The sequence below is a fragment of the Bacillus sp. FSL W8-1141 genome (assembly GCF_038593205.1).
Lineage (GTDB): Bacteria > Bacillota > Bacilli > Bacillales > Bacillaceae > Bacillus > Bacillus altitudinis.
The window spans coordinates 3,249,113-3,273,128 of the sequence record NZ_CP151973.1 but is presented as its reverse complement, the minus strand read 5'-3'; the positions used below and the strand labels follow the sequence as shown (position 1 = coordinate 3,273,128).

The following is a 24,016-nucleotide window of genomic DNA, read 5'->3' as shown; positions in this document are numbered from 1 at the left end:
AGACACGTAGACCCGCAGAAATGCGGGTCTTTTTTACGTTTAAAAGGGCATAACTTGATATAAGGGCACATTCTTAACACACTTTTACAAGACTTAACAGCCCATTTACATTTGCTTAATGTTGCTCTGCTAAACTGACTTTCATAGAACATCTCTTTACACAACAACTACTTTGAATGGTGAGGTGCAGGTCAGTGAGCGCAGAGAAAGCGATGAACCTTTACAGAGAATATGAAGTGAGACGAAACCACTCTTTTGCTTTAACAGAACATATGGTTCGATATTTATTTGCAAAACGTTTCATAGATGTCGTGTTCTCGTTCATCGGATTGATGTTGAGTACGCCAATCATTTTACTGTTTGCCCTTTTAATTAAGCTAGAAACACCAGGGCCAGCCTTTTATATGCAGGAAAGGGTCGGAAAAGACGGTGTCTACTTTAAATTATGGAAGCTCAGATCGATGAGAACCAACGCAGAAAGCGGAGGAGCGAAATGGGCGCAAAAAAATGACCCTCGTATCACCAAAGTGGGGGCATTCATCAGAAAAACAAGAATTGATGAACTGCCGCAATTTATCAACGTGTTAAAAGGAGAAATGAGTATTGTAGGTCCACGTCCTGAAAGACCAATGTTTACTGCCGAATTTAATCGGACGATTCCAGGCTTTACAAAAAGACTGACAGTGAAGCCGGGGCTGACAGGTCTTGCTCAAGTAAATGGAGGATATGAAATGAGTCCAAGTGAAAAATTATCACATGACTTACAGTATATTCAAAACTTGACATTTTCTCTCGACACGAAGATTATGGTAAAAACGTTAAAAGTCATCGTGACTGGTGACGGAGCCAGATAAGTAAAGTAGGGAAGAGAAATGGCAAGTATGAAAAATCGCCTGCTGGGCGGAGCAAAATGGACAAGCTTGTCCGCATTGATCATTACCATCATCCAAATTGCACAGTTCGCCTTTTTAGGAAACGTAATGTCACTGAAAGAATTTGGACTCGTTGGCATGATCACAACGGTCACAATATTTACACAGATTTTACTTGATCTAGGCATCGGTGCTGCGATCATTCAAAAGGAACAAACGACGGAACGTCAATTATCTACATTATATTGGATCAACTTGCTGACGGGAATTCTCTTGTTTTGTGTATTGATCCTCGCAAGTCCCTTGATTGCTGCCTTTTATGCCAGACCTGAGCTGGAAGGCTTGCTCAAGTTATTATCAATCATGTTTCTCATTGCACCAATTGGTCAGCAATACCAATACATGATGCAGAAAGATTTAGCCTTTAAAACCTTAAGTACGATTGAGACGATAGCGACGATCATTTCGCTGATTGTTCTACTTATCCTAGCCTTTTTTATCAATCCAATTGTGGCCTATGTGATCTCTCAAGTGCTGCTTCAATCAGGAAAAGGTCTCATGTATGCAGCGGCTTATTGGAAGAAGTGGCGCCCAGCACCCGTTTTCGCATTAGGGGAAGTGAAAGAGTTTTTCTCCTTCGGGGCTTTCCAGCTTGCGTCAAGACTCGTCAATCGGGCAGGCTCAAACATCGACATGATTTTAATAGGACGATTTCTTGGAGCAGAGGCTTTAGGGGTTTACAGCCTGGCTTATCAAATCGTCACAATTCCGGTGCTAAAAATTAACCCGATTGTGACGAGAGTGGCTTTCCCAGTTTTCGCAAAAAGTCAGCGTGATCACTCTAGGCTGCGTGAGGGCTTCCTCAGCATGACGAATATGCTTGCGCTCATTAGTTTTCCACTACTCATCGGTCTTGCTGCCGTATCAGATAGCTTTATAGAAGTAGTGTTTGGAGAGAAATGGCTAGTGGCGGTCCCGGTTTTGAATATTCTGTGCATTGTCGGTCTACTCCGTGTGCTGATGAATCCAAATGGTTCCATCCTTCTTGCAAAAGGAAGAGCTGACTTAGCTTTTTATTGGGATACAGGCATGCTCATCGTATATGGATGCGCCTTATATGCAGGAGTCCATACCGGCAGTCTATTGACTGTAGCTTGGGTTTACTCAGGGGTCAGCCTGCTGAACTTCATTGTCGGCAGGTGGCTGATGGCTTATGTCATTCAGCTAGATATGAAGGTATATGTAAAATCTCTCGTAAAGCCTGCTGTCATGACGTTGTTAATGGCCGCCTGCGCAGTGACTATTCATCAAGGGATGAAGCTGACATCAGCGGATATACTGCTTCAATTACTACTGACGATTGGTTTAAGTGCGGTTTTATATAGCTTGCTACTTGTCAAAATGTATCCGCAAATGGCAGGAAAATTATGGAGAAGAGGTCGTTCGTCATGAAGGTGCTATGGCTGACAAGTGTATATCCTAGTGAAAAACATCCAAGTGAAGGCGTCTTCCATGAAACGCAAGTGCAGGAGCTGGTCAAACAGGGCGTAGAAGTGAGCGTGATTTGTCCTACTCCTGTCAATCCGCCCATCTTACGGATGCTTAAAACTTCCTATCGTCAGAGAAAAGATCTTCCCCAGCAGGAAGTGAGGTGCGGCGTGCCGGTTTACAGACCGCCCTATACAGCGCTGCCTGGACAGCTAAAATGGGCTCAGCCGAGTAAACGAATCGCAGCTTCTGTCCTGCGCACAATGGAGCGTTATGAACTGTCACCGGATTTCATCCATGCGCACTTTGCCATGCCGTCTGGCGGCGCAGCAGCTGTGATCAAAAAGGAAGCAAACATCCCTTATCTTCTGACCTTACACGGCAGTGATGTGAACGTCTATCCAACCTATAGTCAAGGGGCGCTTGCAGCCTTTAAAGCAGCAGTAAAACAGGCGTCTGCTGTTCTCACAGTGAGTGAAGAGCTGGCAAAGAAAACACATGACATGACAGAGGTGGATGCACAATGCCTCCCGCTTGGAATTCCGCTCAAGTCATTTGCTAGAACACTGGGGGATCAAACAGCCATCAGAAAGCAGATTGGTTTACCGCTTCACGACAAGCTCGTCGTTTATGTCGGCCGTTTAGTCAAAGAGAAAGGTTTGCTTGAATTAGCGGAAGCTGTCAGCGGGATGGAGGGTGTAAAAGTCGTCTTTGTCGGAAAAGGCCCCCTCGCAAAGGAGCTGACCGAACGGGCGGGAGAATCCATTATACTCCCGGGGCAGGTGCCGAATGAACAAGTCAAACATTATTTAATGGCAGCTGACCTGTTTGCCCTTCCTTCCTACAGTGAAGGAATGCCGACTGTCGTTCTTGAGGCGCTCGCTTTAAAAATGCCTGTCATCGCAACACGGGTTGGTGGTCTCCCATCACTATTTTCTACCTATCAACATCTGCTCATTGAACCGCGTTCAACGAGTCAGTTAAAAGAAGCGATTCACGCTTATCTTTATGAAAACAGATGGAACGAGCAAGTGAAGAACGATCTTCACCACATCGTCCATACAGATTATTCATCATCACATAATGCTAAGCTCCTGATTCAGCAATATGAAAAGGTGCTGAATCAATCAACATCCACCGTTTAAACAGGATGAAATGTGCAAAGACTGATAGATAAACAGTTTGGAACGACCAATATGCTTTTACTGAGAGGATGAAACATGTTGAAGAAAATTGCTGTGATTGGAACAGGATATGTCGGGTTAGTATCGGGTACTTGTTTTGCTGATATCGGAAATCGCGTCATTTGTTGTGACATCGACGAATCAAAAATCAACAGCTTAAAAAGCGGTCTCGTTCCAATTTATGAACCGGGCTTAAAGGAATTGATTGAGAAGAATACAGAAGAGGGAAGATTGTGTTTTACAACCAATATTCCCGCTGCAATTCGAGAATCAGAGATTATTTATATTGCGGTAGGAACACCAATGACACCTCAGGGGGAAGCGGATTTAACATTCGTGAAAGCTGTGGCTCAAACGGTTGGGGAACACCTGAATGGCTACAAAATCATCGTGAATAAGAGCACAGTGCCGGTTGGAACAGGACGTCTTGTTCAAGCCATTGTTCAAAAGGCTTCACGCAGTAAATATCCATTTGATGTCGTCTCCAATCCAGAGTTTCTGCGGGAAGGTTCAGCTATTCAAGATACGATGAATATGGAGAGAGCGGTCATTGGCTCAACAAGCGCACATGCATCCACGATCATTAAAAAATTGCATGATCCGTTTCAAACAGAAGTGGTTGAGACCAATCTAGAAAGTGCAGAAATGATTAAGTATGCGGCAAATGCCATGCTCGCCACAAAAATCTCATTCATCAATGACATTGCGAACATTTGCGAGAGAGTTGGTGCTGATGTGGAAAAAGTCAGCGAAGGCGTTGGATTAGACAGCCGTATCGGGCATAAATTTTTAAAAGCAGGCATTGGATTTGGTGGTTCTTGTTTCCCAAAAGATACGATGGCTCTTCTCAAAATTGCCGAAACAGCTGGCTACCGGTTCAAGCTGATCGAATCTGTCATTGAAACAAACAACCACCAAAGAGCCCATCTTGTCAGCAAACTGATGAGTGTGTTCGGTGATATTAAAGGAAAAACGATTTCCGTTTTAGGGCTCGCATTTAAACCAAATACAAACGATATGCGTTCAGCGCCAGCACTAGATATTATCCCAATGCTGAGAGAGCTCGGAGCTTTTGTCAAAGCCTATGATCCAATTGCTTATGTAGAAGCAGAAAGAGAGCTTGGCCCGCAGGCGGTCTTCAGCAATGATCTCTATGAAACAGTGAAAGATACAGATGCTTGTCTCATCTTAACGGAATGGGATGACGTACAGAAGATGGATAAGGATCAGATCAAGCAGCTGCTTCGTTCTCCCATTTTAATTGATGGAAGGAATTTGTTTGATCCAGCAGAAATGAAAGAGAGAGGATTTATTTACCAGTCCATCGGCCGCCCAGGCGTATGGGAAACAGAATTGGTATCGAAGGCACAATAATAGGGGGAACTTGGATGAAGAAAGTATTGGTAACTGGGGGAAGTGGATTTATAGGATCTCATACGGTAGAGGCTTTATTAGAGAAAGGTTATGAGCCCATCGTTCTTGATAACTTTTCAACTGGATCGAAGGAAAATATCGCTCATCTTTCCGTACAATGCATTGAAGCAGATGTCACAAAAACAGAAACGGTCGATTTGATCAAACACATTGCGCCAGATTATATCATTCATCTTGCAGCGCAAGTGAGTGTAGCCGTTTCGGTTCAACATTTCGTCTACGACGAAGAGGTCAATATTAAAGGTTCGCTGCATGTGATCAAAGCAGCGGCTGAAGCCGGGGTGGAGAAAGTGGTGTTTGCCTCATCGGCAGCAGTCTATGGAGACCCAGTCTATCTGCCGGTCGACACAGCTCATCCACTGCAGCCTGGTTCACCTTATGGCTTGTCGAAACTGACAGTTGAACGATACTTACAGATGGCAAAATCACTCTATGATGTGGACTATTGTATTATGCGGTACAGCAATGTATATGGTCCGCGCCAAGACGCACTTGGTGAAGGCGGTGTTGTCTCAATTTTTTCTGATAAGTTTGCGAAAAATGAGGCACCTTTCATCTTTGGAAACGGGGAACAAACAAGAGATTTCATCTATGTAGGCGATCTAGCCGCAGCGAATGTTGCAGCTTTAACAGCTCAATCAAACGTTTGTTTAAATATCTCATGTGGTCATTCCATCACGGTGAATGAGCTGTTTCAAACGATGAAGCGAGTCACGAGATCAGATCTTGAACCGATTTATAAGCCTCAGCGTGCAGGAGATATTGTGCATAGTACATTGGAAAATGAGGAAACGAAACAAGTCTTAGCATGGGAGCCTGTTGTGAGTTTACAAGAAGGTTTGGCTCGTACCATTTCCTACTATGAACAGGAAGTAAAGGCTTAATCCCTCAAATCGGATGGGTTGCTTAGGAGGAACAAGGGTATGAGTGTGAAACAAACAGCATGGCAAATCATAATCGGATGTATTTTATTAGCAGCAGGTATCGGGCTTGTACAAATGGCATCCACACAGCCTATCGGGTTAAAGAAGATGGTGGTCATTCCGGTTTTGATTGTGGTGCTCATAGCGGCTGCTATATGTATGAAGCTCTATATGAATGGTGAGCACATATTCATGTCAGCCATTTACCTTTTGATTGCATTAACATTTCTCAATAACGCTTTTTTCTCTATCAGTGCCGGATTCTTTAGTCTCTTTCTCTACCGCATCATGCTCTTGGCTGTCTTTGCTTTATTCATATGGCGGATGAGGGACAAAGGAACGTACATATCCCAGTGGCAGCAAATTCGCGTTAAAGGCATTCTTGGTTTTTTCGCTGTATGGTTTCTTTACGGACTCATCTCACTGCTTTGGGCTCATTCGGTCACAGACGGCCTGAAATATATGTCTCTTCTTGCGATGGGAATGGGTTTTGTCTTTCTTGTGGTCATGTACATACAGCGAATGGATCAGATCGTGACTTTTTATAGTATTTGGCTAGTCATGACCGTATTTGTGATGGGAATCGGGTTCTATAATCACTTGACCTTGAACCATTTACCGAATACCTCATTGTATCTTGGACCAGCGTACAAACAGCACTATCCTACAGCTGTCTTCTTTAACCAAAATGATTTTGCGACGTTTTTATCTATTAGCTTTTTCTTATATGTGGCGTGCATGCGCCAAATGAAAAATGGTTATATCAAAGCGTTCGGATTACTAGGAGCCATCTTAGCGCTGTATCTCATTTTGTTAACAGAATCGCGCGCCAGCTTGCTTGGCATATTAGCCGGAGCTGCAATCTATGTATGGCTGCTGATGCCTCGCTTTTTAAAAAAGTGGTCCATCATGGCAGCAGGCGGGCTTGTTATCATCTGTATCGCCATTTTTTCAGCCAAAATCTATTCTGTCTTTTATGACTTGTTTCTCGCTTCTCAGGTCGCTCATTCTTTTAGCGAACCACTTCCGTCCAACATTGCCCGGGCGAATTTAATCAAAAACGCTTGGTATTTCTTTACGAATTCATACGGTTTCGGAGTCGGAGCGGGCAATGTGTCTTATTACTTAGCTCACTTTTCTATCTTTGATACAGATCAGGTCGTGGAAGTTCACAATTGGCTGCTAGAGGTGATGACGAATTTTGGGTTTGCCGTCATGCTAGGTTATATCTCAGTGTATGCCTATCTCATGTTCTCACTGTACAAACAATACCAATTGGCTGACACGAGATCAGCCAAGATGATCATTGAAGGTCTATTTGCTGCCATGCTGAGCTTTCTCGTCTCAAGTATCAGTCCTAGTTCCGTATCGAATTTATATTTCCACTGGGTGTTTCTAGGGCTGGTGATCGCAGCGGTCAATATCATGAAAAATAAACAGCGCTTCAAGCCGTGGGCAAACGTGTGATGCAGAGTTTGTATGGCTACACTAGTGAAAAAGCAAATACGTCAATGTTGGGAGAATGAGCATGTCTGGTTTTATGTTAAGAATAGGGAAGCGAATGAAAAAATATATCGTCTGGCTTGTGCTGCTGCCCGTTGTATTGGCTGCTTTTGGTTTCTTTTTTGCCAAGGGGACAGTAGAACAGTCTAGTTACACAGCTGCTGTGACCTTGACGCTTGGGAAATATGACGACGGTGTGTATAACAATATGGCAGAAGTGACATCTCTATTAAAAAGTGATGCATTTCTGAATCAAGCACTCCGTGATGTAAAGGAAGAAGAAAGGCAGGATGTGAAAAATCGTTTGATTCTCACTAACCAGTCCGATACACAATTGCAGTTGTCGTTTACAGATGCTGATCAAGCTCGAGCTTTGGCGGTAGTGAAACAAGTGTCAGATACATTTTTAAAGCAGGACAAAGCCTTATTTACGAAAAGACAGCAAGTCATTGAAAGGAGACTATCCGCTCTTGAAGATGAATCTGTCAGCAATGACTCCAAGGTCGATAAAGAACGATTTTTATATGAATTGGAATCGACAAAGCTCGGGATGAAGCAGGCAAAGATTGTCGATCCTGCCCAAGTGCTTGATGAAGCAGGCAAAGGCATGTCAGCGAAAAAACGAGCACTGCTTGGACTTGTCATTGGCCTTAGCATCTCGCTTATGTTTGTGGTGTTACCTGAAGTGTTCAAAGAATCTTAATGATGAACTGGAGATGAGTCTTAGGTGAACAATCAACCGTTAGTATCAATTATTACACCGGCGTATAATGCGGAACGTTATTTAACGGATACAGTTCATTCCGTCCTTGCCCAAACCTATTCCAACTGGGAGATGATCATTGCAGATGATTGCTCAATAGATGGCACAAGGAAGTTGTTAGGGGAATTAAGTCAGACGGACGACAGAATCAACGTCATTTATTTAGAGGAAAACGGGGGAGCCGCTATTGCTAGAAACACCGCCATCAAACAGGCGAAAGGCCGCTTTATCGCTTTTTTAGATAGCGATGATATGTGGAAACAGACAAAGCTCGAAAAGCAGGTCAAGTTTATGTTAGAAAATGATCATGCCTTTACTTTCACGGCATATGACATCATTTCAGAAAATGGAGAGCCGTTACAAAAAACCGTCACAGCGCCGGCTCAGTTGAACTACAATGAAGCTTTAAAAAATACGATTATCGGCTGTTTGACGGTGATGCTCGATCTTCAACAAGTAGGACACGTGGAAATGCCAAACATTCGAACAAGGCAGGACTTAGCCACATGGCTCTCTATTTTAAAAAAAGGATTTACTGCCTATGGAATGAGTGAGCCGCTCAGTGAATATCGCATCGTGGGAAACTCGATTTCTAGTAACAAGTGGAAAGCAGCGAAAAAAACATGGTTTGTCTATAGAGAAATTGAGCAGCTTCATTTTGTGAAAGCATCTTGGTGTTTTATGCACTATGCCACAAATGCTGTCAAAAAGCGCTTATAAACAGAAGGGAAAAAAGGTGATAAAGGTGAAAGCAGAGTCGATCATACATGTGATTGTCGCAACGGGAGAATGGGGACACGATGGCCTAAGGTACAGACGGCATCGACTGGCGGAATTTCTTGCATCTGATCCAGAAACGAAAGAGGTCATCTGGGTATGCCCATCTGCCAATCGTCATTCAGCTCCCTTTCAGCCTATAACGGATCGAATGAAGCAAATGACCATTCCTGATGTGCTCAAGAGCAAGTTTTTTCGCTTTGGCCGTTATCAAGATATGTTTTATTTTCATAAATTATCTCCTCTTCTTGAGCATTTGCGTCAAGAAGAAAAGCAGGGCATAGCCGTCTGTTTATGGTATACGTTTCCGGGATTTCCGCTCTTATCTTCTTTATTTGAATGGAAACATATTGTGTATGATTGCAGTGACCTGTGGGGAGAGCCCATCAGCGGAAAAAACAACATTCTCTCTTATATGAGACAGCGAGTCATTGTAAAAGCAGAAAACCGCATTATTAAATATGCGCACAGCATTACATGCTCTTCACAATACTTACATGATCAAATCAAAAAAAGGCTCATGGGTGAACCGAAAGATGTCTTTACAGTGGAAAATGGCGTCGAGTATGATGTGTTTGCAAAAAGCAACCTCCCTAGCAGGGAAGACGTGCTAGAGGGAAGAGAGGGAACGGTTCTTGGCTTTATAGGTGGGATCAAGCCGAAGCTCGATTTTGACATGATCGCTCAAGCTGCTCGCATGCAGCCAGATTGGACATTTTTATTTGTCGGTCCGGATGGAACGAATGGAGATCCATCTTTTCAGCATGCACTCAAACTGCCCAATGTCCTATGGACTGGAGCAGTCGCACCAGAAGAAGTGCCTGCTTATATGAAATTAATTGATGTAGGGATGATGCCATACAAACAGTCTCCTTACAATCAAGCGGTTTTTCCGCTCAAGCTGTATGAATTTTTAGCTGCCGGAATCCCTGTTGTTGGTTTAAATCTTCCATCAACGGAAAGGCTAAAAGAGAATGATGTGTATGAATATGTAGAGGGCGAAGATCCAGCTCTCTTCGTCGAAGCCTGCCAGAAAGTGATCAGTAAAAAAGATGACATGAAATGCAGACATCTAAGACAAAGCCGGGCAAAGAAAAAAGATTGGCACGCACTGTTCACAAACATGGTGGAATTAACGAATATTAAAGAAAACGCATAATTCATTCAGGATTGTGCGTTTTTATTTGTTTCTTCTTCTTAGGGGGAGCTTGTGATCATCCTATATTCAATTGTATAATGGAAAGAGCGGCCAATATACAAAATACAGATTTCAATTTAGAAGGAGACTGACCTATGGATTACGAACGCGCCTTATTAGCGTTTTTTGTCTCTCTGGCTACAGTTTTAATTGTGACACCAATCGTCAAAAAGTTTGCAATTAAGATTGGTGCAGTGGACCAGCCGAATAAACGAAAAGTTCATGATAGAGTAATGCCTCGAATGGGCGGTTTGGCGATTTTTATTGGGGTAGCGGCTGGAGCACTAGCAGGCGGGCTGTTTCTACATAATAAAATTACAGCTATATCAGTTGGCGCTGTACTCATCGTCATTTTAGGTATATTTGATGATAAATATAATTTAAGTGCAAAATTTAAATTTCTTGTGCAAGTTCTCGTTGCTTGCTTAATCGTGAGCACGGGCTTAAAAATGGACTTTTTCTCTGTTCCTTTCTTAACAGATCGACTGGAGTTAGGATGGATGGCGTATCCCCTGACTGTACTATGGATTGTTGGGATTACAAATGCGATCAATTTAATTGACGGATTAGATGGACTGGCTGCTGGAATTTCGGTTATCGGTTTAACCACGATTGCCGTCATGGCATTTTCTGCGGACAAGATCCTGATTCTTTCGTTATCTCTTGTCGTCATTGGCAGTACCATCGGTTTTCTTTTTTATAACTTCCATCCAGCAAAAATATTTATGGGTGATACAGGTTCGTTATTTTTAGGCTATATGATCTCGGTCCTGTCACTTTTAGGATTGTACAAAAGTGTTACTTTGTTTAGTGTTGTTGTCCCTGTGATTATTTTAGGTGTGCCTATTTTTGATACGACCTTTGCGATCATAAGACGAATATTGAATAAACAGCCTATCTCAGCACCTGACAAATCACACATCCATCATCGACTGATGGCCTTTGGCTTATCACATCGAATGGCAGTGATTGTGATTTACATGATTGGCTTAGTCTTCAGCTTAAGTGCGATTTTGCTGACAAGTGCCACCATTTGGCTGTCATTGATCATCATTTTTTTACTGGTCATGTTTATGCAAGTTATTGCTGAAGTCACTGGTTTGGTGAACGAAGAGTTTAAACCATTTACGAAATTCTACAAACGTATGGTCAAAAGACAATAAAAAACAGCCCGCTTCCAAGGAACGGGCTGTTTTCCTATTATTGTCCTGATGTGCTGGTCGAAGGGGCCTGGGTATCGGCTGACCCTGTTGTACCAGAAGATGAATCGGTTTGTGTATTTGTTTCAGTTGAGGACGATGACTCAGCAGGAAGCTTTAAATGCGTCCTTAACTCATTTTGCACCTCAGCCAAGTTGGTTTGATCTGGCTCAAAGAAGTATGTTCGATTTGGTCCTAAATAAAGGTCTGATCCTTTAATAGATAGTGTTTCAGTATCGTCTCCTTTAAAACCACTGTAAATTTGCTGTAGCGCAAGTCCTTCTGTGATGCGGAAGTTGGTTGTTATATGATCACTTACTTCTTTTGCAATATTATCCACGTTTGCAATGTTATGAGGTTTCGCCATTTGATCAATCATGGCACGTAAGATTTGTTTCTGACGATCGTTACGCCCGAAATCACCACGTGGATCTTGTTTTCTCATTCGCGCGTAAGCAAGTGCCTCTTCCCCGTTTAAATGCATATTCCCTTTTTTAAAGTAAATCTTTTTCGATTTTTTGACGTCACTTTTTTCATTGAAGTCAAATGGAACGTCTATATCGATTCCCCCAACTTCATCAATGACATCCTTAAAACCGTCAAAGTCCACTGTTGCATATTTGTCAATTGGGATATGCAAGAATTGTTCGACAGTTTCAATCGTTTCGTCTTTACCGCCTTTAGCAAATGCCGCATTGATCTTTACTTTATTTCCCGTTGTGTCACTAGCAAGCTGTACTCGTGTGTCACGGGGGATACTGACCATTTTCATCGTTTTATCCTGAGGATTAATCGTTGCGACGATGAGTGAATCTGAACGGCCGTGATCACCATTTGTGGCGTAATCCTCTATACCAACAAATAGGACAGAGAAAGGTTTTTTCTTTATATCAATGACAGCATCACGGAGTTTCGATTTCTCCCCACGCTCTAATTCATCATAAGTTTTGTCAGCAGCCTGGAGTGTATTCACAATCTTATAAACTGCAAATCCGCCCATGCAGATGAAGAGAAGCAAAAATAAGACCAGAATCCGTTTGAAAATCTTTTTCTTCTTACTCTTTTTCTTTCGTACACGCACTTTTACTCGTTGTGCCATTCATCTGTCTCCTTTATCGGACCAACGTCCTTTTCTAAATAAATCAATTCGCCTTCTTTAGTAACACTCTTTCCATTAGTTAACTCAGTCATCCATTCAATGAACTGCTCTGTTTGTGTTTCTTCTACATACGTTTCAAAAATCACATCTTCTGCATAATGGATGTCTTTTAGCTGAAAAGATGAGGCTCTAAGCTCATTCTCTACCTTTCCAAGCCATGTATAATCTATTGTTGTGTGCATCGTACGCATTAAACAGCGTTCTACCATACCAACATGATTAATAGCTTCAGACACAGATTTTCCGTACGCACGAATTAATCCACCGGCACCTAGCTTAATACCGCCGAAATAACGAGTGACGACAACAACTGTATCTTTCAGCTTGCGTTTTTTTAGCACTTCAAGCATAGGTACCCCTGCCGTACCGCTTGGTTCACCATCATCATTTGCTTTTTGAATCAGATCATGTTCACCGATCAAATAGGCGGAACAATTATGAGTGGCGTTCCAATGTTGTTTTTTTATGGATTGTATAAAGGCTTGTGCTTCTTCTTCTGAGACAGCACGTTGTATATGACAAATAAAACGTGATTTTTCAATGACGATCTCATGCTCGCCACGGCTTTTTACTGTGAGATAGCGGTTCAGCAAAAGACATACCCTCCTGACAAGCAAATTGTAAGGCTAGAGAAAATTTGCATTGGTTTTAGAATTTTACAGCGTATTTTGTTATGATGATAGGAGCGGAAAAAGGGTCGTCATAAAAATTTCATGATTTATACGCATTCTTTCATTATAATTCGACATAAAATGCAGATCAATGACATTTATAATAAAAAAAGATGACATCACTGTTACGGGAGGGAAAAGCCATGACAACACCTAAAATGGATCCGAAGTTATTGGATTCAATCATCATGAAAATGCTAAGTACAGTTGATGGCAGTAAGGACGAAGTATTTAGAATCGGCGAACAGTCCCGTCAACAATATGAAAGCCTAGTAGAAGAGCTCAAGCAAATTAAACAGCAAGTCAACGAAGTAATTGATTTTGGGGATAAACTAGAAGTACATACGAGACATGCTAGAAATCGATTATCTGAGGTCAGCAGAAACTTCAACAAATTCAGCGAAGAAGAAATACGAGAAGCCTATGAAAAAGCACATAACCTGCAAGTAGAATTGACCATGATCCAGCAGCGCGAAAAACAGCTGAGGGAAAGAAGAGATGATCTCGAAAGACGATTGTTAAGCCTGCAAGACGTCATTGAACGCTCTGAAACGCTTGTGAGCCAGATCACAGTGGTTCTCAACTATCTCAATCAGGACTTACGCCAAGTTGGCGTGTTACTTGAAGATGCTCAAGCAAAACAAGATTTTGGACTTAGAATTATTGAAGCCCAAGAAGAAGAACGTAAAAGGGTATCCCGTGAAATTCATGACGGTCCGGCACAGATGCTGGCAAACGTGATGATGCGCTCTGAATTAATTGAACGGATTTTCAGAGATCGTGGGACAGAAGAAGGCTTTAAAGAAATTAGAAGTCTCAGACAGAATGTGCGAAATGCTCTGTACGAAGTGAGAAGAATCATTTATGATTTAAGACCAATGGCTTTAGATGATTTGGGTCTCATTCCGACGCTAAGAAAATATTTAAACACAATCGAAGAGTATGATGGAAAAACCAAGATCACGTTCCAATGCCTAGGGGATACAGAAAATGAAAGAATTGCTTCTCAATTCGAAGTGGCACTGTTTAGACTAGCTCAAGAAGCTGTCACAAATTCTTTAAAGCATTCTGAAGCTGAAGAAATCTCTGTGAAGGTTGAAGTGACGAAAGACTTTGTCACGTTAATTATCAAAGACGATGGAAAAGGCTTTGATATGAAAGATGTGAAAACAAATAAAAACAAATCCTTTGGGTTACTTGGTATGAAAGAGCGCGTAGACTTACTAGAAGGTAAAATGACCATAGACTCAAAAATAGGTCTAGGGACATTCATCATGATTAGAGTACCGTTAACATTACAAAATAAAATTGTAAAATAGAGACAAAAGACATATTGACCATAAAGTTCAGGTGTAGAACAATAAACATGGGGAGGCGTAGCTTGTGACTAAAGTAAATATTGTAATTATCGATGACCACCAATTATTCCGTGAAGGTGTCAAACGGATTTTAGATTTTGAACCTACTTTTGAAGTAGTTGCAGAAGGAGACGACGGTGACGAAGCTGCACGTATCGTAGAACACTATCATCCGGATGTTGTCATTATGGACATTAATATGCCGAATGTAAATGGTGTGGAGGCTACAAAACAGCTAGTAGAGCTTTATCCCGAATCAAAAGTCATTATCCTATCTATTCATGACGATGAAAACTATGTGACACATGCATTAAAAACAGGAGCAAGAGGCTACTTGTTAAAAGAAATGGATGCAGATACCCTCATTGAAGCAGTAAAAGTAGTAGCTGACGGAGGCTCTTATTTACATCCGAAAGTCACTCATAACTTAGTAAATGAATTCCGACGCTTAGCAACAAGCGGCGTTTCAGCACATCCACAGCACGAGGTATATCCTGAAATTCGCAGACCACTTCATATCTTAACAAGACGTGAATGTGAAGTTCTTCAAATGTTAGCTGACGGAAAGAGCAACAGAGGTATTGGTGAGTCGCTCTTTATTAGTGAGAAAACAGTCAAAAACCACGTGAGTAACATCTTGCAAAAAATGAATGTAAACGACCGTACTCAAGCTGTTGTTGTAGCAATTAAAAACGGCTGGGTAGAAATGAGATAATGTTCCGGACAAGTACTCCTTTTTCGCCTGTTTTTAGTTCTCTCACATTCAAGTTAGAGAGTAATGATAGGCAGGTAAGGAGTCTTTTTCGGATATAGCGGGCTTGCCTATTGATTAGGCAAGCTTTTTTGATTAGTATTATAAATCTAGTGAAAAACAATGATCATTCTTTTTTAAAAAGCAACTTAACGGATAAGGAAGGTATTTAAGAATGAAAATAGCCGTTGTAACAGACAGTACTGCTTATATACCACAAGCACTGCGTGATAAACATCATATTCATATGATCCCTCTGAATGTCATCTTTGGTACTGAATCATACCGTGAAGAAGTAGAAATGGATTGGAAGACATATTATGAAGAAGTCAAGAAACATAAAGAACTTCCAACAACCTCTCAGCCTGCTTTCGGTGAACTTATAGAATTATATGAAAAACTTAGTGAAACATATGATGCTGTGATTAGTATACATCTGTCAAGCGGAATTAGTGGAACATACAATAGTGCGGCCTCAGCGAATGAACTAGTTGACGGAATCGACATTTATCCGTTTGATACAGAGACTAGCTGTATGGCGCAAGGTTTTTATGTGTTAGAAGCTGCTGAAAAAATCCAAGGTGGTGCTTCTCCAGAAGAAGTGATTTCCCATCTCAATTATCTGAAAGAAAATCAAAGAGCTTATTTTATGGTAGACGATTTAACTCATTTACAACGAGGCGGCAGATTAAATGGTGCTCAGGCTTTTATTGGAAGCCTCTTAAAGGTAAAGCCTATCTTGCATTTTGACAACAAGCTAATTGTCCCTTTTGAGAAGATTCGTACACGCAAAAAAGCCATTTCACGTATTTTTGAATTATTTGATGAAGATGCATCACGTGGTGTTCCAATGAGGGCAACTCTGATACATGGTAATAGAGAAGAAGAAGCAGATGAATTAATTGCGCACTTATTAGAAAAGTATCCTCATGTTGAATTTTATAAAAGCTACTTTGGTGCCGTGATTGGCACTCATCTAGGCGAAGGCTCTTTAGCACTTGGCTGGATCATCAGGTAGATATCAAAATCCCCTTTTCTCATGGAAAAGGGGATTTGTTTTTCTATTTTTACAATTAGACGAAAGGCCTTCTCTTTGTACATAATGGGTCAACATGAATGGAAAGGTAGTGCGTGAAATTGAATCTGGAAAAAGCAATGGAACTCAGTCACAAGCTACAATCAAGGCACCTTCTTCCTGTTGAATGTCAATGTACACAGTCCGAATTGGAGTGGCTGGAGAATCAAGGATTTATCCATAGAACACCTGCAGTCGATAGGGTGGCGAGTGGTTTGATCTGCTGCCGGTGCGGTGTATCAAACAAGCGCTACTTTGCCCTCTCTCCGTGTGAAACATGTAAAAAAGACTGTGTATACTGTAGATCCTGCATCATGCTGGGAAAAGTAAGCGAATGTGGCTTTCTCTACGAATGGACGGGTCCACAAAAGAAAGAAACAAGACAAGTTGAATTAACATGGCAGGGAGAGCTTTCTAAAGGGCAAAAGAGAGCGTCCGATAGGCTAGTAGAAGCAATCCAAAACAAATTTGATCTGCTCGTTTGGGCTGTTTGTGGTGCGGGGAAAACGGAGGTGCTTTTTCATGGAATAAAATATGCGTTAAATAACGGAATGAGTGTTTGTATTGCGACGCCTAGAACCGATGTTGTACTTGAGCTTGAACCTCGAATGAGAAAGGCATTTCAAGGACTGAATATAGCTGCACTTTATGGCGGGAGTTCTCAAAGATTTCAAATGGCGCCGCTTATGATCGCTACAACCCATCAGCTAATGAGATATAAAAACGCCTTTGATGTCCTCATTGTAGACGAAGTCGATGCTTTTCCTTATTCAATGGATGAACGGCTTCAGTTTGCTGTTTTAAAGTCAATGAAAAAAACAGGAGTTAGAATTTACTTAAGTGCCACACCATCTAAAAAAATGCAAAAAGATGTTGCTCGTAGACAATTAGAAGCGATCAAAATTCCTCTGCGCTTCCACCAAAAACCGTTGCCTGTCCCAACATTTCAATGGGTTGGAGATTGGAAAAAGAAATTAAAAAGAAATCGGCTTCCAGCATCTACAATGAACTGGCTGCATGAACATATCACAAAGAAAAAAAGAGTGTTACTCTTTGTTCCTTCTATTTCTACTATGAAGAAGGTAACTCATATTCTTCAAGGTCAAGATGTAAATGTACAGGGTGTTTCTGCGGATGATCAAGAAAGGAAGCAAAAAGTCCAGCATTTCAGAGATCATAGATATGATGTATTGGTTACAACAACTATTCTAGAAAGAGGCGTTACCATTCAAGATGTTCAGGTGGGCGTATTAGGTGCGGAATCTCCTATTTTTTCAGAAAGTGCACTTGTCCAAATTTCTGGTAGAGCAGGGAGACATCCAGATTTTTTTAACGGAGACGTATACTTTTTTCATTTTGGTTTAACGAGAAGTATGAAACAAGCAAAGAAACATATCGTAAAAATGAATAATACAGCTGAAAAAGAGTTTTCTGAAAAATAGTGTGGGTTCAACTAAATCATGGTACATTATATTCACAAAACACAAATGGCAGGAGAGACAAAATATGCTACTCAACGCAAAAGAAATACTACTTAAAGAAATTCTCTATCAATATCTCAACCAATTAAACATGATTTGTCATTGTGAAAAATGTATAGAAGATGTATTAGCCATTTCTCTAAATCAAGTGAAACCGCAATATATAACAGATATCGATAAAATATCCTACAGTAAATCCGAGATGGTGGATAAACAGAAAAATACGGCGATGCTCGTCATTCTGACAGAAGCTGCTTCAACGGTCACTACATATCCAAGGTGCGAAAATCATTTGCCGTTGAACAAAGAAAAGCGTTGATTTGTCCAATTTGTGAGAGCCATTTTGTGGCTGCTTTTACATGGAAATCATTCCTACTATTAAATGAAGATCGTTTATGTGTAGCATGTAAGAACCACCTGATGAAGATTCAAGGTCCTACTTGTCCCAAATGCGGAAGAGCGCAATCAAATGATCAATTGTGTCAGGATTGTTCAAGGTGGGATAAACGACGGGATTTTGCTGAGATTCTTGTAATGAATCGGTCTGTTTATGCTTACAACGACTTTATGAAAGATATTCTAGCTCGATTTAAATTTCGAGGTGATACGGCTTTAGCTGATCTATTTAAAAAAGATGTACAGTCAGCGTTTAAACGTTCTTTTTCAATCAAAGAACCGGTCCTTGTCCCAATTCCTTTGAGTAAAGAGAGATTAAAGGAAAGAGGATTCAATCAGTCAATGATGCTTGCTTCCATGATTGGCGGACCTATATTGGAGCCACTTATAAAAGTACATCAAAGTAAGCAGTCTAAGAAAAGAAAAAATGAACGTTTACATCAACAGAATTTGTTCCAATTAAGGCAGTCAAACCCGATCGTTCTAAAGGATATCATATTAATCGATGATATTTATACAACTGGGGCGACAGTCTATCATGCAGCAAAAATTTTAAAAGACGCAGGCGCCAAAAGTGTTTCCTCTTTTACGTTGATTCGTAGTTAAAAATCATGACAATCAACCGATATTAAGAAAAGAAAATAACGTAAGGGGTTTTGGTTATGAATCAATTGGCAAACTGTCCACAATGTAATCAGTTATTTTTAAAAACCACCATCCAAACGGTTTGTAACAAATGCTTTGAAGAAGAAGAACGTTCTTTTGATATCGTTTATAAATTCTTGCGTAAGCAAAGTAATAGACAATCAACCATTGCTGAAATAGTAGACGCAACAGAAGTTGATGAAGAATTAATCCTGAAATTTATCCGTTTAAAAAGACTTCAAATTAGTCAATTCCCGAATATCAATTATCCTTGTGAAAGATGCGGCCAACCGATCAGAAAAAACAAGCTGTGTAGCCATTGTGAAAAGGATATAAAGACGCAAATCAGCCAAATGGACCAAGAAGAAGAGCGTAAAAGGGAGATTGAATCTAGGAAAAAAGACACCTATTATGCCATTAATCCTAAAAACGACTGATTCCCTAAACTAAGTTGCAGTTTGGTCGATAAAATGGATAGAATCAAGACAGACTGTAACGGAAAGCGAGAGGAATCCCGTGAAAATTAATCGATATGGAACACAACCAGTAAATCCTTACAAGAAAACATATGAGAAACAAACGTTGCAATCGAATCAAGCAAAATCAACTGACAAAGTCGAAATTTCTAAAAAGGCAATCGAAATGCAAAAGGTGCCGAATATCATGAAAGAACGTCAAGATAAAATAGACCAAATTAAAAAAAGCATTGAAGCCGGAACATATCAAGTAGATACAAAAGGCATTGCAGATAAAATGTTGAATTTTTATAAACAACAATAACAAAAGGGAGTAGCGTGAATGTCAGTAAAATTAATGATTGAAGAACTGCACCGTCTCTACGGATTACATGAACAGCTTCTAAAGCTGTCTAAGAATAAAACAGAAATGCTGAAAAATAATGAGATCGATGCTCTTTCAGAGGTTCTGAACCTTGAGCAAAAATATATTCAGGCCATTTCACAATTAGAAGAAAAGCGGATTGAAGCAGCAGTTCAATTTTTACAAAGTGATCAATCGCCGACAATCACCGCATGCATCGAAAAAGCTACAGGAACGGATCAAGAAGAGCTTATTTCGTTATATGAGAAGCTGAATGACATCATGGTGGAACTGAAAGATGTAAACGAACTGAACAAACAGCTTATTCAGCAGTCACTTCAATTTATTTCACTGACATTCGATCTTGTGAATCCTAACAAAGAAAATATGAATTACGGACAAAATGGTCTTGAGAGTTCAAAGCCTAAACAGCATAGGGCTTTGTTTGATTCAAAGGCGTAAACAAGGAGGATATCTATGGGTTCTACATTCATGGGACTAGAAACGGCAAAAAGAGGAATCACAGCCCAGCGTGCAGGGCTTTATGTCACATCAAACAACGTATCCAATGCAAATACTGATGGCTACTCAAGACAGAGAGTTACCTTTAAAGCAGAGAATCCTTACCCAGTGATTTCTGTTTATGATGGCAAGACATACGGCCAAATGGGGACAGGTGTCCAAGTTGGAACTGTTGAAAGAATTCGAGACAGCTTTTTAGATCTTCAGTATAGAGATCATAACAATAACTTGTCTTATTATGCGACGAAGTCTGATGCTCTTTCACAAATGGAAGGAGTGATGAATGATTTGACAGATGAAGGCTTGAATAGAGCCTTTGATAATCTCTGGAAATCATTACAAGTCTTATCAGAATCGAAAAATGCTGATACTGCTTCAGCCCGTACAGTTGTTAAGACAAGTGCTCAAGCTTTAGTAGATCAATTCCGCCTGCTAAATTCTTCTTTAACAACGATACAAAAGAATTTAAAAACTGAACTCGATTCAACGGCAAAAAATGTGAACACCCTATTAACTCAAATTGATGAAGTGAATAAACAGATTGCAACAGTTGAGCCAAATGGTTATCTTCCCAATGATCTTTATGATACGCGAGACGCTCTTATAGATCAGCTTTCCTCACTTGTTGATATTAAAGTGAGCTACAACCCTTCTGGAGGAAATGCTCTGGAAATTGCTGAAGGAACCGTTAACATCGATATTATCGGTGCAAATGGACAATCTGCTGGAACAATTTTAAATGGCATTACCAATGAAAAATCTGAATTGCAACTTTCCTATGATAATACGACGGGACTTGTTAACTCACTCCAATTTGGAACGACAACCATCGCAGCTGATCAATTACAAGTGAATGGTAAAGTAAAAGCACTTGTTGAGGCGTATGGCTACATGTCTAATGGAGATGAAAAAGGCATGTACCCGGATATGCTTGCTGAGCTGGATGAAGTAGCAAAAGTATTTATGGATGCTTTTAACGACGTCCATAAGCAAGGGTACACGTTAAATGGCACAAGTGGACAAGACTTTTTCGATATTGAGAATAACAATGATTTGAATAAAGGCTTGGCAGCCCGTATCAAAGTGAGTGACGTGATTTTAGCATCGACAGATAACATTGCTGCATCTCTTAATCAAACGCAAGGTGATGGTTCGAATGCTACGAAATTAGCTAATATTCAAAACTTAAAGCTACCAATCGGCGGAAATACCACAACAATTCAGGATTACTATCAGAATGTCATTGCCGAAATGGGGATACAAGCTAAAAAGAACATGACCCTTGAAAGCAGTTCAGCAGCTCTTGTGAATTCAGCCAATGAACGCAGGATGTCAACTAGTGCTGTATCTATTGATGAAGAAATGACGAACATGATCCAATTTCAGCATGCGTATAATGCAGCAGCAAGAATTATGACGTTACAAGACGAAGTATTAGATAAAATAATAAACGGCATGGGAGTCGTAGGAAGGTAGGGTAACTGATGCGAGTCACGCAAAGTATGATTTCTCAAAATTCACTTCGAAATATTAGTAAAAGTTATGAAAAACTCTCTAAAATTAATGAGCAGGCACAGTCTGGAAAACGTTTCACAAAAACGTCTGATGATCCTGTTGCAGCAGTGAAAAGTCTTCAGTATAGTACAGCCATGTTTCGAAATGAGCAATACCAAACTAATTTAAATGAGGCACGAAACTGGATTGATACATCTGAAACAAGTGTCACTGAAATAATTGATATCATGTCAAATATACGAGATAAAGTACTCGATGCGGCCAATGGAACAAAACAGCCAGAAGATTTAGCTGCTATCGGGGTAGAAATTGGTCAGATGAAGAATCAAATCATTGATGCAATGAACACGCAGATGTTAGGTAAGTTTGTTTTTAATGGGACGAATACCAATGTTAAACCAGTTGTAGAGAATGCAGATGGTACGTTTACATTTAACTTTGAAAACTATACAGATGCAAACGTGGTTCAATCGAACATTTCTGATGGAATCACATTAAATGTGAATTCAAATCCTCTTTCAGCTTTTGGTGGGCAATCTGCCAGTGGTCAAAATGTCATTGAAATGCTGACTGACTTAGAAAACTCATTTAAAAATGGAACGTTTGCGAATTCTGACGATGCATTAGGGGATATCGATCAGTTTAAAGAAGTGATGAGTGCTGAGCGTTCAGATCTTGGTGCGCGATCGAATCGTGTTGACTTAGTCGGGAGCCGTTTGACTTCGCAATTTGAAGTGCTGAAAAAGGCTAAATCAGATGCCGAAGATGTAGAAAGTGAAAAAGCCATTCTTGATCTTCTTCAACAAGAGACTGTGAATAGAGCTGCTTTAGCGACGACAGCTAAAGTGATTCAGCCATCCCTTGTCGATTTCTTAAGATAAGAAAAAGCATCCGTTGGGTGCTTTTTTGCATCATGGAGGTGAACCTATGCAAATCCCTAGATTGTTAATGGAGCAAAGTTATGCAAAGCTGCAAATGTCGACTACCCCTTCCAGGCAAGAAGTAGAGCAGCCAAGAGCGGATCTTGACATTCAGCAGCCAAGAGCTGTCATGAATATCACAAGGACACCGTCGAAATTAACCATAGATCAAACCGAGGCGTTTGCCGATATGGATATTAAGTCGATTTTTAGACGTTCAGAGGAATGGGCGGCTGAGGGGAAACGTGCGATTGGAGAAGGAATGGGACGTAGAGCGGAAGAAGGAAGTGAACTCATCAAGATCGAGAATGGTGGGAATGCGATTGCTGAGTTTGCGAAAATCAACGGCAGTCCTCCAGCAAAACAATTCAGCATCGGTGTGATTCCTTCATTTTTTAGTGTGAAAATTCACTATCAGCCATCTGAACTTAAAATTGATGTGGAGCCGCAAAAAGCTATTATAGAGGCAACACCTCATAAACCAATTGTTAACTACCAGCCAGGTAAAGTTCATATTGATATGTTACAATACCCAGAATTAAAAATAGAAGTTGACGAAACAGGTCAAAATGGTGATAAGGTATAGTTAAGAAAAATGAAAAAGGTCGTGAATTATGATCATTCAAACAAAATACCATGGCGAAGTGACGATTAAAGAGGAGCAAATCATTCACTTCTCTAATGGTATACCAGGATTTCTGGATCAAAAACAATTTGTCATTTTACCTTTATCAGAAGAATCCCCATTTTTAGTTCTTCAATCTTTGAAAAATGCAGAACTAGGCTTTATTGTCAGCAGCCCATTTTTGTTCTTCAATCAATATGAATTTGACTTAGAAGAATCGGTTGTAGACATTCTTGGGGTAGAAGATGCCAATGATGTGGAAGTCATGGTTATTTTAACAATGGGATCTTCTATTGAAAAAACGACAGCCAATTTAAGAGCGCCTATTATTGTGAATCGGAAAAACATGAAAGCCAAGCAGGTCATTTTGCATGATACAGCCTATCATACAAAACATTTGTTAGAGGTGGCTTCCTCATGTTAGTTCTATCTCGTAAATTAAATCAATCGATTCAAATAGGCGACGATATTGAAGTTAAAATTATTGCGATTGAAGGCGACCAAGTAAAAGTCGGAATTGAGGCTCCTAAGCATATTGATATTCACAGGAAGGAAGTATACCTGTCTATTCAAGAAGAAAACAGCCGTGCTGCTAGCTTGTCCTTTGATCTACTTTCTCAATTATCCTCACAAAAAAAGTGAGGATTTTTTTATCCTATTTGTCTATCCTCCTCCGTGTGAAACCGTAGAAGTACACCATCTATATGAAACTTTAACAAATCGGTCCATCTATATTTA

The 24,016-nt window shown here is 40.5% G+C and carries 26 protein-coding genes; 24 read left to right on the top strand and 2 right to left on the bottom strand.

Annotated features, from left to right (window positions below; all coding sequences use genetic code 11):
* The first annotated feature begins 194 nt into the window (after positions 1-194).
* From NSQ52_RS16880 to NSQ52_RS16835, 10 genes are all read left to right on the top strand, one after another.
* Positions 195-854, top strand: coding sequence for an exopolysaccharide biosynthesis polyprenyl glycosylphosphotransferase (locus NSQ52_RS16880; RefSeq protein WP_008348294.1), 660 nt, complete (start codon positions 195-197; stop codon positions 852-854).
* An 18-nt stretch (positions 855-872) separates the two neighbouring features.
* Complete coding sequence (locus NSQ52_RS16875; protein WP_342473628.1) at positions 873-2,324, top strand: MOP flippase family protein; 1,452 nt, start codon at positions 873-875, stop codon at positions 2,322-2,324.
* Positions 2,321-3,505 (top strand): glycosyltransferase, encoded by a 1,185-nt coding sequence (locus tag NSQ52_RS16870; protein WP_041507844.1) that lies wholly within the window; start codon positions 2,321-2,323, stop codon positions 3,503-3,505. The genes NSQ52_RS16875 and NSQ52_RS16870 overlap by 4 nt, the downstream gene beginning before the upstream one ends.
* A gap of 75 nt (positions 3,506-3,580) precedes the next feature.
* On the top strand, positions 3,581-4,918 hold the full coding sequence (locus NSQ52_RS16865; protein WP_017368147.1) for a UDP-glucose/GDP-mannose dehydrogenase family protein: 1,338 nt from the start codon (positions 3,581-3,583) through the stop codon (positions 4,916-4,918).
* Between the two features lie 14 nt (positions 4,919-4,932).
* The gene (locus NSQ52_RS16860) at positions 4,933-5,862 is read left to right on the top strand and encodes an NAD-dependent epimerase/dehydratase family protein (protein WP_342473625.1); all 930 of its coding nucleotides are present in this window, start codon (positions 4,933-4,935) and stop codon (positions 5,860-5,862) included.
* 39 nt (positions 5,863-5,901) lie between these two features.
* Positions 5,902-7,368 carry an O-antigen ligase family protein gene (locus NSQ52_RS16855; protein ID WP_159145158.1) on the top strand — a complete coding sequence of 489 codons (1,467 nt, stop codon included), beginning with the start codon at positions 5,902-5,904 and terminating at the stop codon, positions 7,366-7,368.
* Between the two features lie 61 nt (positions 7,369-7,429).
* Entirely contained in the window at positions 7,430-8,107 is a 678-nt protein-coding gene (locus NSQ52_RS16850; RefSeq protein ID WP_039169802.1) for a hypothetical protein, read from the top strand.
* 24 nt (positions 8,108-8,131) lie between these two features.
* Positions 8,132-8,887, top strand: coding sequence for a glycosyltransferase family 2 protein (locus tag NSQ52_RS16845; RefSeq protein ID WP_342473623.1), 756 nt, complete (start codon positions 8,132-8,134; stop codon positions 8,885-8,887).
* Positions 8,856-10,103 (top strand): glycosyltransferase, encoded by a 1,248-nt coding sequence (locus NSQ52_RS16840; RefSeq protein WP_144666230.1) that lies wholly within the window; start codon positions 8,856-8,858, stop codon positions 10,101-10,103. The genes NSQ52_RS16845 and NSQ52_RS16840 overlap by 32 nt, the downstream gene beginning before the upstream one ends.
* Positions 10,104-10,237: 134 nt before the next feature.
* The gene (locus tag NSQ52_RS16835) at positions 10,238-11,305 is read left to right on the top strand and encodes an MraY family glycosyltransferase (RefSeq protein WP_007499956.1); all 1,068 of its coding nucleotides are present in this window, start codon (positions 10,238-10,240) and stop codon (positions 11,303-11,305) included.
* A 37-nt stretch (positions 11,306-11,342) separates the two neighbouring features.
* Here NSQ52_RS16835 and NSQ52_RS16830 read toward each other — a convergent pair whose 3' ends face one another.
* Together NSQ52_RS16830 and NSQ52_RS16825 are read right to left on the bottom strand one after the other, a co-directional pair.
* Entirely contained in the window at positions 11,343-12,440 is a 1,098-nt protein-coding gene (locus tag NSQ52_RS16830; protein ID WP_024719244.1) for an LCP family protein, read from the bottom strand.
* Positions 12,425-13,093, bottom strand: coding sequence for a YigZ family protein (locus NSQ52_RS16825; RefSeq protein ID WP_017357860.1), 669 nt, complete (start codon positions 13,091-13,093; stop codon positions 12,425-12,427). The genes NSQ52_RS16830 and NSQ52_RS16825 overlap by 16 nt, the downstream gene beginning before the upstream one ends.
* Before the next feature lie 221 nt (positions 13,094-13,314).
* Here NSQ52_RS16825 and NSQ52_RS16820 point away from each other — a divergent pair, with 221 nt between their 5' ends.
* From NSQ52_RS16820 to csrA, 14 genes are all read left to right on the top strand, one after another.
* Complete coding sequence (locus NSQ52_RS16820; protein WP_024719243.1) at positions 13,315-14,490, top strand: sensor histidine kinase; 1,176 nt, start codon at positions 13,315-13,317, stop codon at positions 14,488-14,490.
* 64 nt (positions 14,491-14,554) lie between these two features.
* Positions 14,555-15,244 (top strand): two-component system response regulator DegU, encoded by a 690-nt coding sequence (gene degU, locus NSQ52_RS16815; protein WP_008348273.1) that lies wholly within the window; start codon positions 14,555-14,557, stop codon positions 15,242-15,244.
* A gap of 211 nt (positions 15,245-15,455) precedes the next feature.
* Positions 15,456-16,298, top strand: a complete 843-nt coding sequence (locus NSQ52_RS16810; RefSeq protein WP_342473622.1) for a DegV family protein — start codon at positions 15,456-15,458, stop codon at positions 16,296-16,298.
* A 371-nt stretch (positions 16,299-16,669) separates the two neighbouring features.
* Positions 16,670-17,797, top strand: a complete 1,128-nt coding sequence (locus tag NSQ52_RS16805; protein WP_342473620.1) for a DEAD/DEAH box helicase — start codon at positions 16,670-16,672, stop codon at positions 17,795-17,797.
* Between the two features lie 64 nt (positions 17,798-17,861).
* Positions 17,862-18,155 carry a competence protein ComFB gene (locus NSQ52_RS16800; RefSeq protein WP_008348267.1) on the top strand — a complete coding sequence of 98 codons (294 nt, stop codon included), beginning with the start codon at positions 17,862-17,864 and terminating at the stop codon, positions 18,153-18,155.
* A complete protein-coding gene (locus NSQ52_RS16795; protein ID WP_172793290.1) occupies positions 18,152-18,838 on the top strand; it encodes a ComF family protein in 687 nt (228 codons plus the stop codon). Before NSQ52_RS16800 ends, NSQ52_RS16795 begins: the two co-directional genes overlap by 4 nt.
* Positions 18,839-18,894: 56 nt before the next feature.
* Positions 18,895-19,314 (top strand): TIGR03826 family flagellar region protein, encoded by a 420-nt coding sequence (locus NSQ52_RS16790; RefSeq protein WP_017357864.1) that lies wholly within the window; start codon positions 18,895-18,897, stop codon positions 19,312-19,314.
* 79 nt (positions 19,315-19,393) lie between these two features.
* Complete coding sequence (flgM, locus tag NSQ52_RS16785) at positions 19,394-19,657, top strand: flagellar biosynthesis anti-sigma factor FlgM (RefSeq protein WP_003213252.1); 264 nt, start codon at positions 19,394-19,396, stop codon at positions 19,655-19,657.
* A gap of 18 nt (positions 19,658-19,675) precedes the next feature.
* On the top strand, positions 19,676-20,158 hold the full coding sequence (locus NSQ52_RS16780) for a flagellar protein FlgN (RefSeq protein WP_342473618.1): 483 nt from the start codon (positions 19,676-19,678) through the stop codon (positions 20,156-20,158).
* Between the two features lie 15 nt (positions 20,159-20,173).
* Positions 20,174-21,694: a flagellar hook-associated protein FlgK gene (flgK, locus tag NSQ52_RS16775; protein WP_099496871.1), complete on the top strand. Its 1,521-nt coding sequence runs from the start codon at positions 20,174-20,176 to the stop codon at positions 21,692-21,694.
* An 8-nt stretch (positions 21,695-21,702) separates the two neighbouring features.
* Positions 21,703-22,614: a flagellar hook-associated protein FlgL gene (gene flgL, locus NSQ52_RS16770; protein ID WP_039169789.1), complete on the top strand. Its 912-nt coding sequence runs from the start codon at positions 21,703-21,705 to the stop codon at positions 22,612-22,614.
* Positions 22,615-22,660: 46 nt separating this feature from the next.
* Entirely contained in the window at positions 22,661-23,239 is a 579-nt protein-coding gene (locus tag NSQ52_RS16765; protein ID WP_342473616.1) for a DUF6470 family protein, read from the top strand.
* Positions 23,240-23,267: 28 nt separating this feature from the next.
* Positions 23,268-23,702: a flagellar assembly protein FliW gene (gene fliW / locus NSQ52_RS16760; protein ID WP_203143732.1), complete on the top strand. Its 435-nt coding sequence runs from the start codon at positions 23,268-23,270 to the stop codon at positions 23,700-23,702.
* Positions 23,696-23,920, top strand: coding sequence for a carbon storage regulator CsrA (gene csrA / locus NSQ52_RS16755; RefSeq protein WP_008348252.1), 225 nt, complete (start codon positions 23,696-23,698; stop codon positions 23,918-23,920). Before fliW ends, csrA begins: the two co-directional genes overlap by 7 nt.
* The last annotated feature ends 96 nt before the right edge of the window (positions 23,921-24,016 follow it).

Coding starts and splice junctions, on each gene's coding strand:
- NSQ52_RS16875 (WP_342473628.1), top strand. CDS start 873: ATGGCAAGTATGAAAAATCGCCTGCTGGGCGGAGCAAAATGGACAAGC.
- NSQ52_RS16870 (WP_041507844.1), top strand. CDS start 2,321: ATGAAGGTGCTATGGCTGACAAGTGTATATCCTAGTGAAAAACATCCA.
- NSQ52_RS16865 (WP_017368147.1), top strand. CDS start 3,581: ATGTTGAAGAAAATTGCTGTGATTGGAACAGGATATGTCGGGTTAGTA.
- NSQ52_RS16860 (WP_342473625.1), top strand. CDS start 4,933: ATGAAGAAAGTATTGGTAACTGGGGGAAGTGGATTTATAGGATCTCAT.
- NSQ52_RS16855 (WP_159145158.1), top strand. CDS start 5,902: ATGAGTGTGAAACAAACAGCATGGCAAATCATAATCGGATGTATTTTA.
- NSQ52_RS16850 (WP_039169802.1), top strand. CDS start 7,430: ATGTCTGGTTTTATGTTAAGAATAGGGAAGCGAATGAAAAAATATATC.
- NSQ52_RS16840 (WP_144666230.1), top strand. CDS start 8,856: ATGCCACAAATGCTGTCAAAAAGCGCTTATAAACAGAAGGGAAAAAAG.
- NSQ52_RS16835 (WP_007499956.1), top strand. CDS start 10,238: ATGGATTACGAACGCGCCTTATTAGCGTTTTTTGTCTCTCTGGCTACA.
- NSQ52_RS16830 (WP_024719244.1), bottom strand. CDS start 12,440: ATGGCACAACGAGTAAAAGTGCGTGTACGAAAGAAAAAGAGTAAGAAG.
- NSQ52_RS16820 (WP_024719243.1), top strand. CDS start 13,315: ATGACAACACCTAAAATGGATCCGAAGTTATTGGATTCAATCATCATG.
- NSQ52_RS16810 (WP_342473622.1), top strand. CDS start 15,456: ATGAAAATAGCCGTTGTAACAGACAGTACTGCTTATATACCACAAGCA.
- NSQ52_RS16805 (WP_342473620.1), top strand. CDS start 16,670: ATGCTGGGAAAAGTAAGCGAATGTGGCTTTCTCTACGAATGGACGGGT.
- NSQ52_RS16800 (WP_008348267.1), top strand. CDS start 17,862: ATGCTACTCAACGCAAAAGAAATACTACTTAAAGAAATTCTCTATCAA.
- NSQ52_RS16790 (WP_017357864.1), top strand. CDS start 18,895: ATGAATCAATTGGCAAACTGTCCACAATGTAATCAGTTATTTTTAAAA.
- NSQ52_RS16780 (WP_342473618.1), top strand. CDS start 19,676: ATGTCAGTAAAATTAATGATTGAAGAACTGCACCGTCTCTACGGATTA.
- flgK (WP_099496871.1), top strand. CDS start 20,174: ATGGGTTCTACATTCATGGGACTAGAAACGGCAAAAAGAGGAATCACA.
- flgL (WP_039169789.1), top strand. CDS start 21,703: ATGCGAGTCACGCAAAGTATGATTTCTCAAAATTCACTTCGAAATATT.
- NSQ52_RS16765 (WP_342473616.1), top strand. CDS start 22,661: ATGCAAATCCCTAGATTGTTAATGGAGCAAAGTTATGCAAAGCTGCAA.
- fliW (WP_203143732.1), top strand. CDS start 23,268: ATGATCATTCAAACAAAATACCATGGCGAAGTGACGATTAAAGAGGAG.
- csrA (WP_008348252.1), top strand. CDS start 23,696: ATGTTAGTTCTATCTCGTAAATTAAATCAATCGATTCAAATAGGCGAC.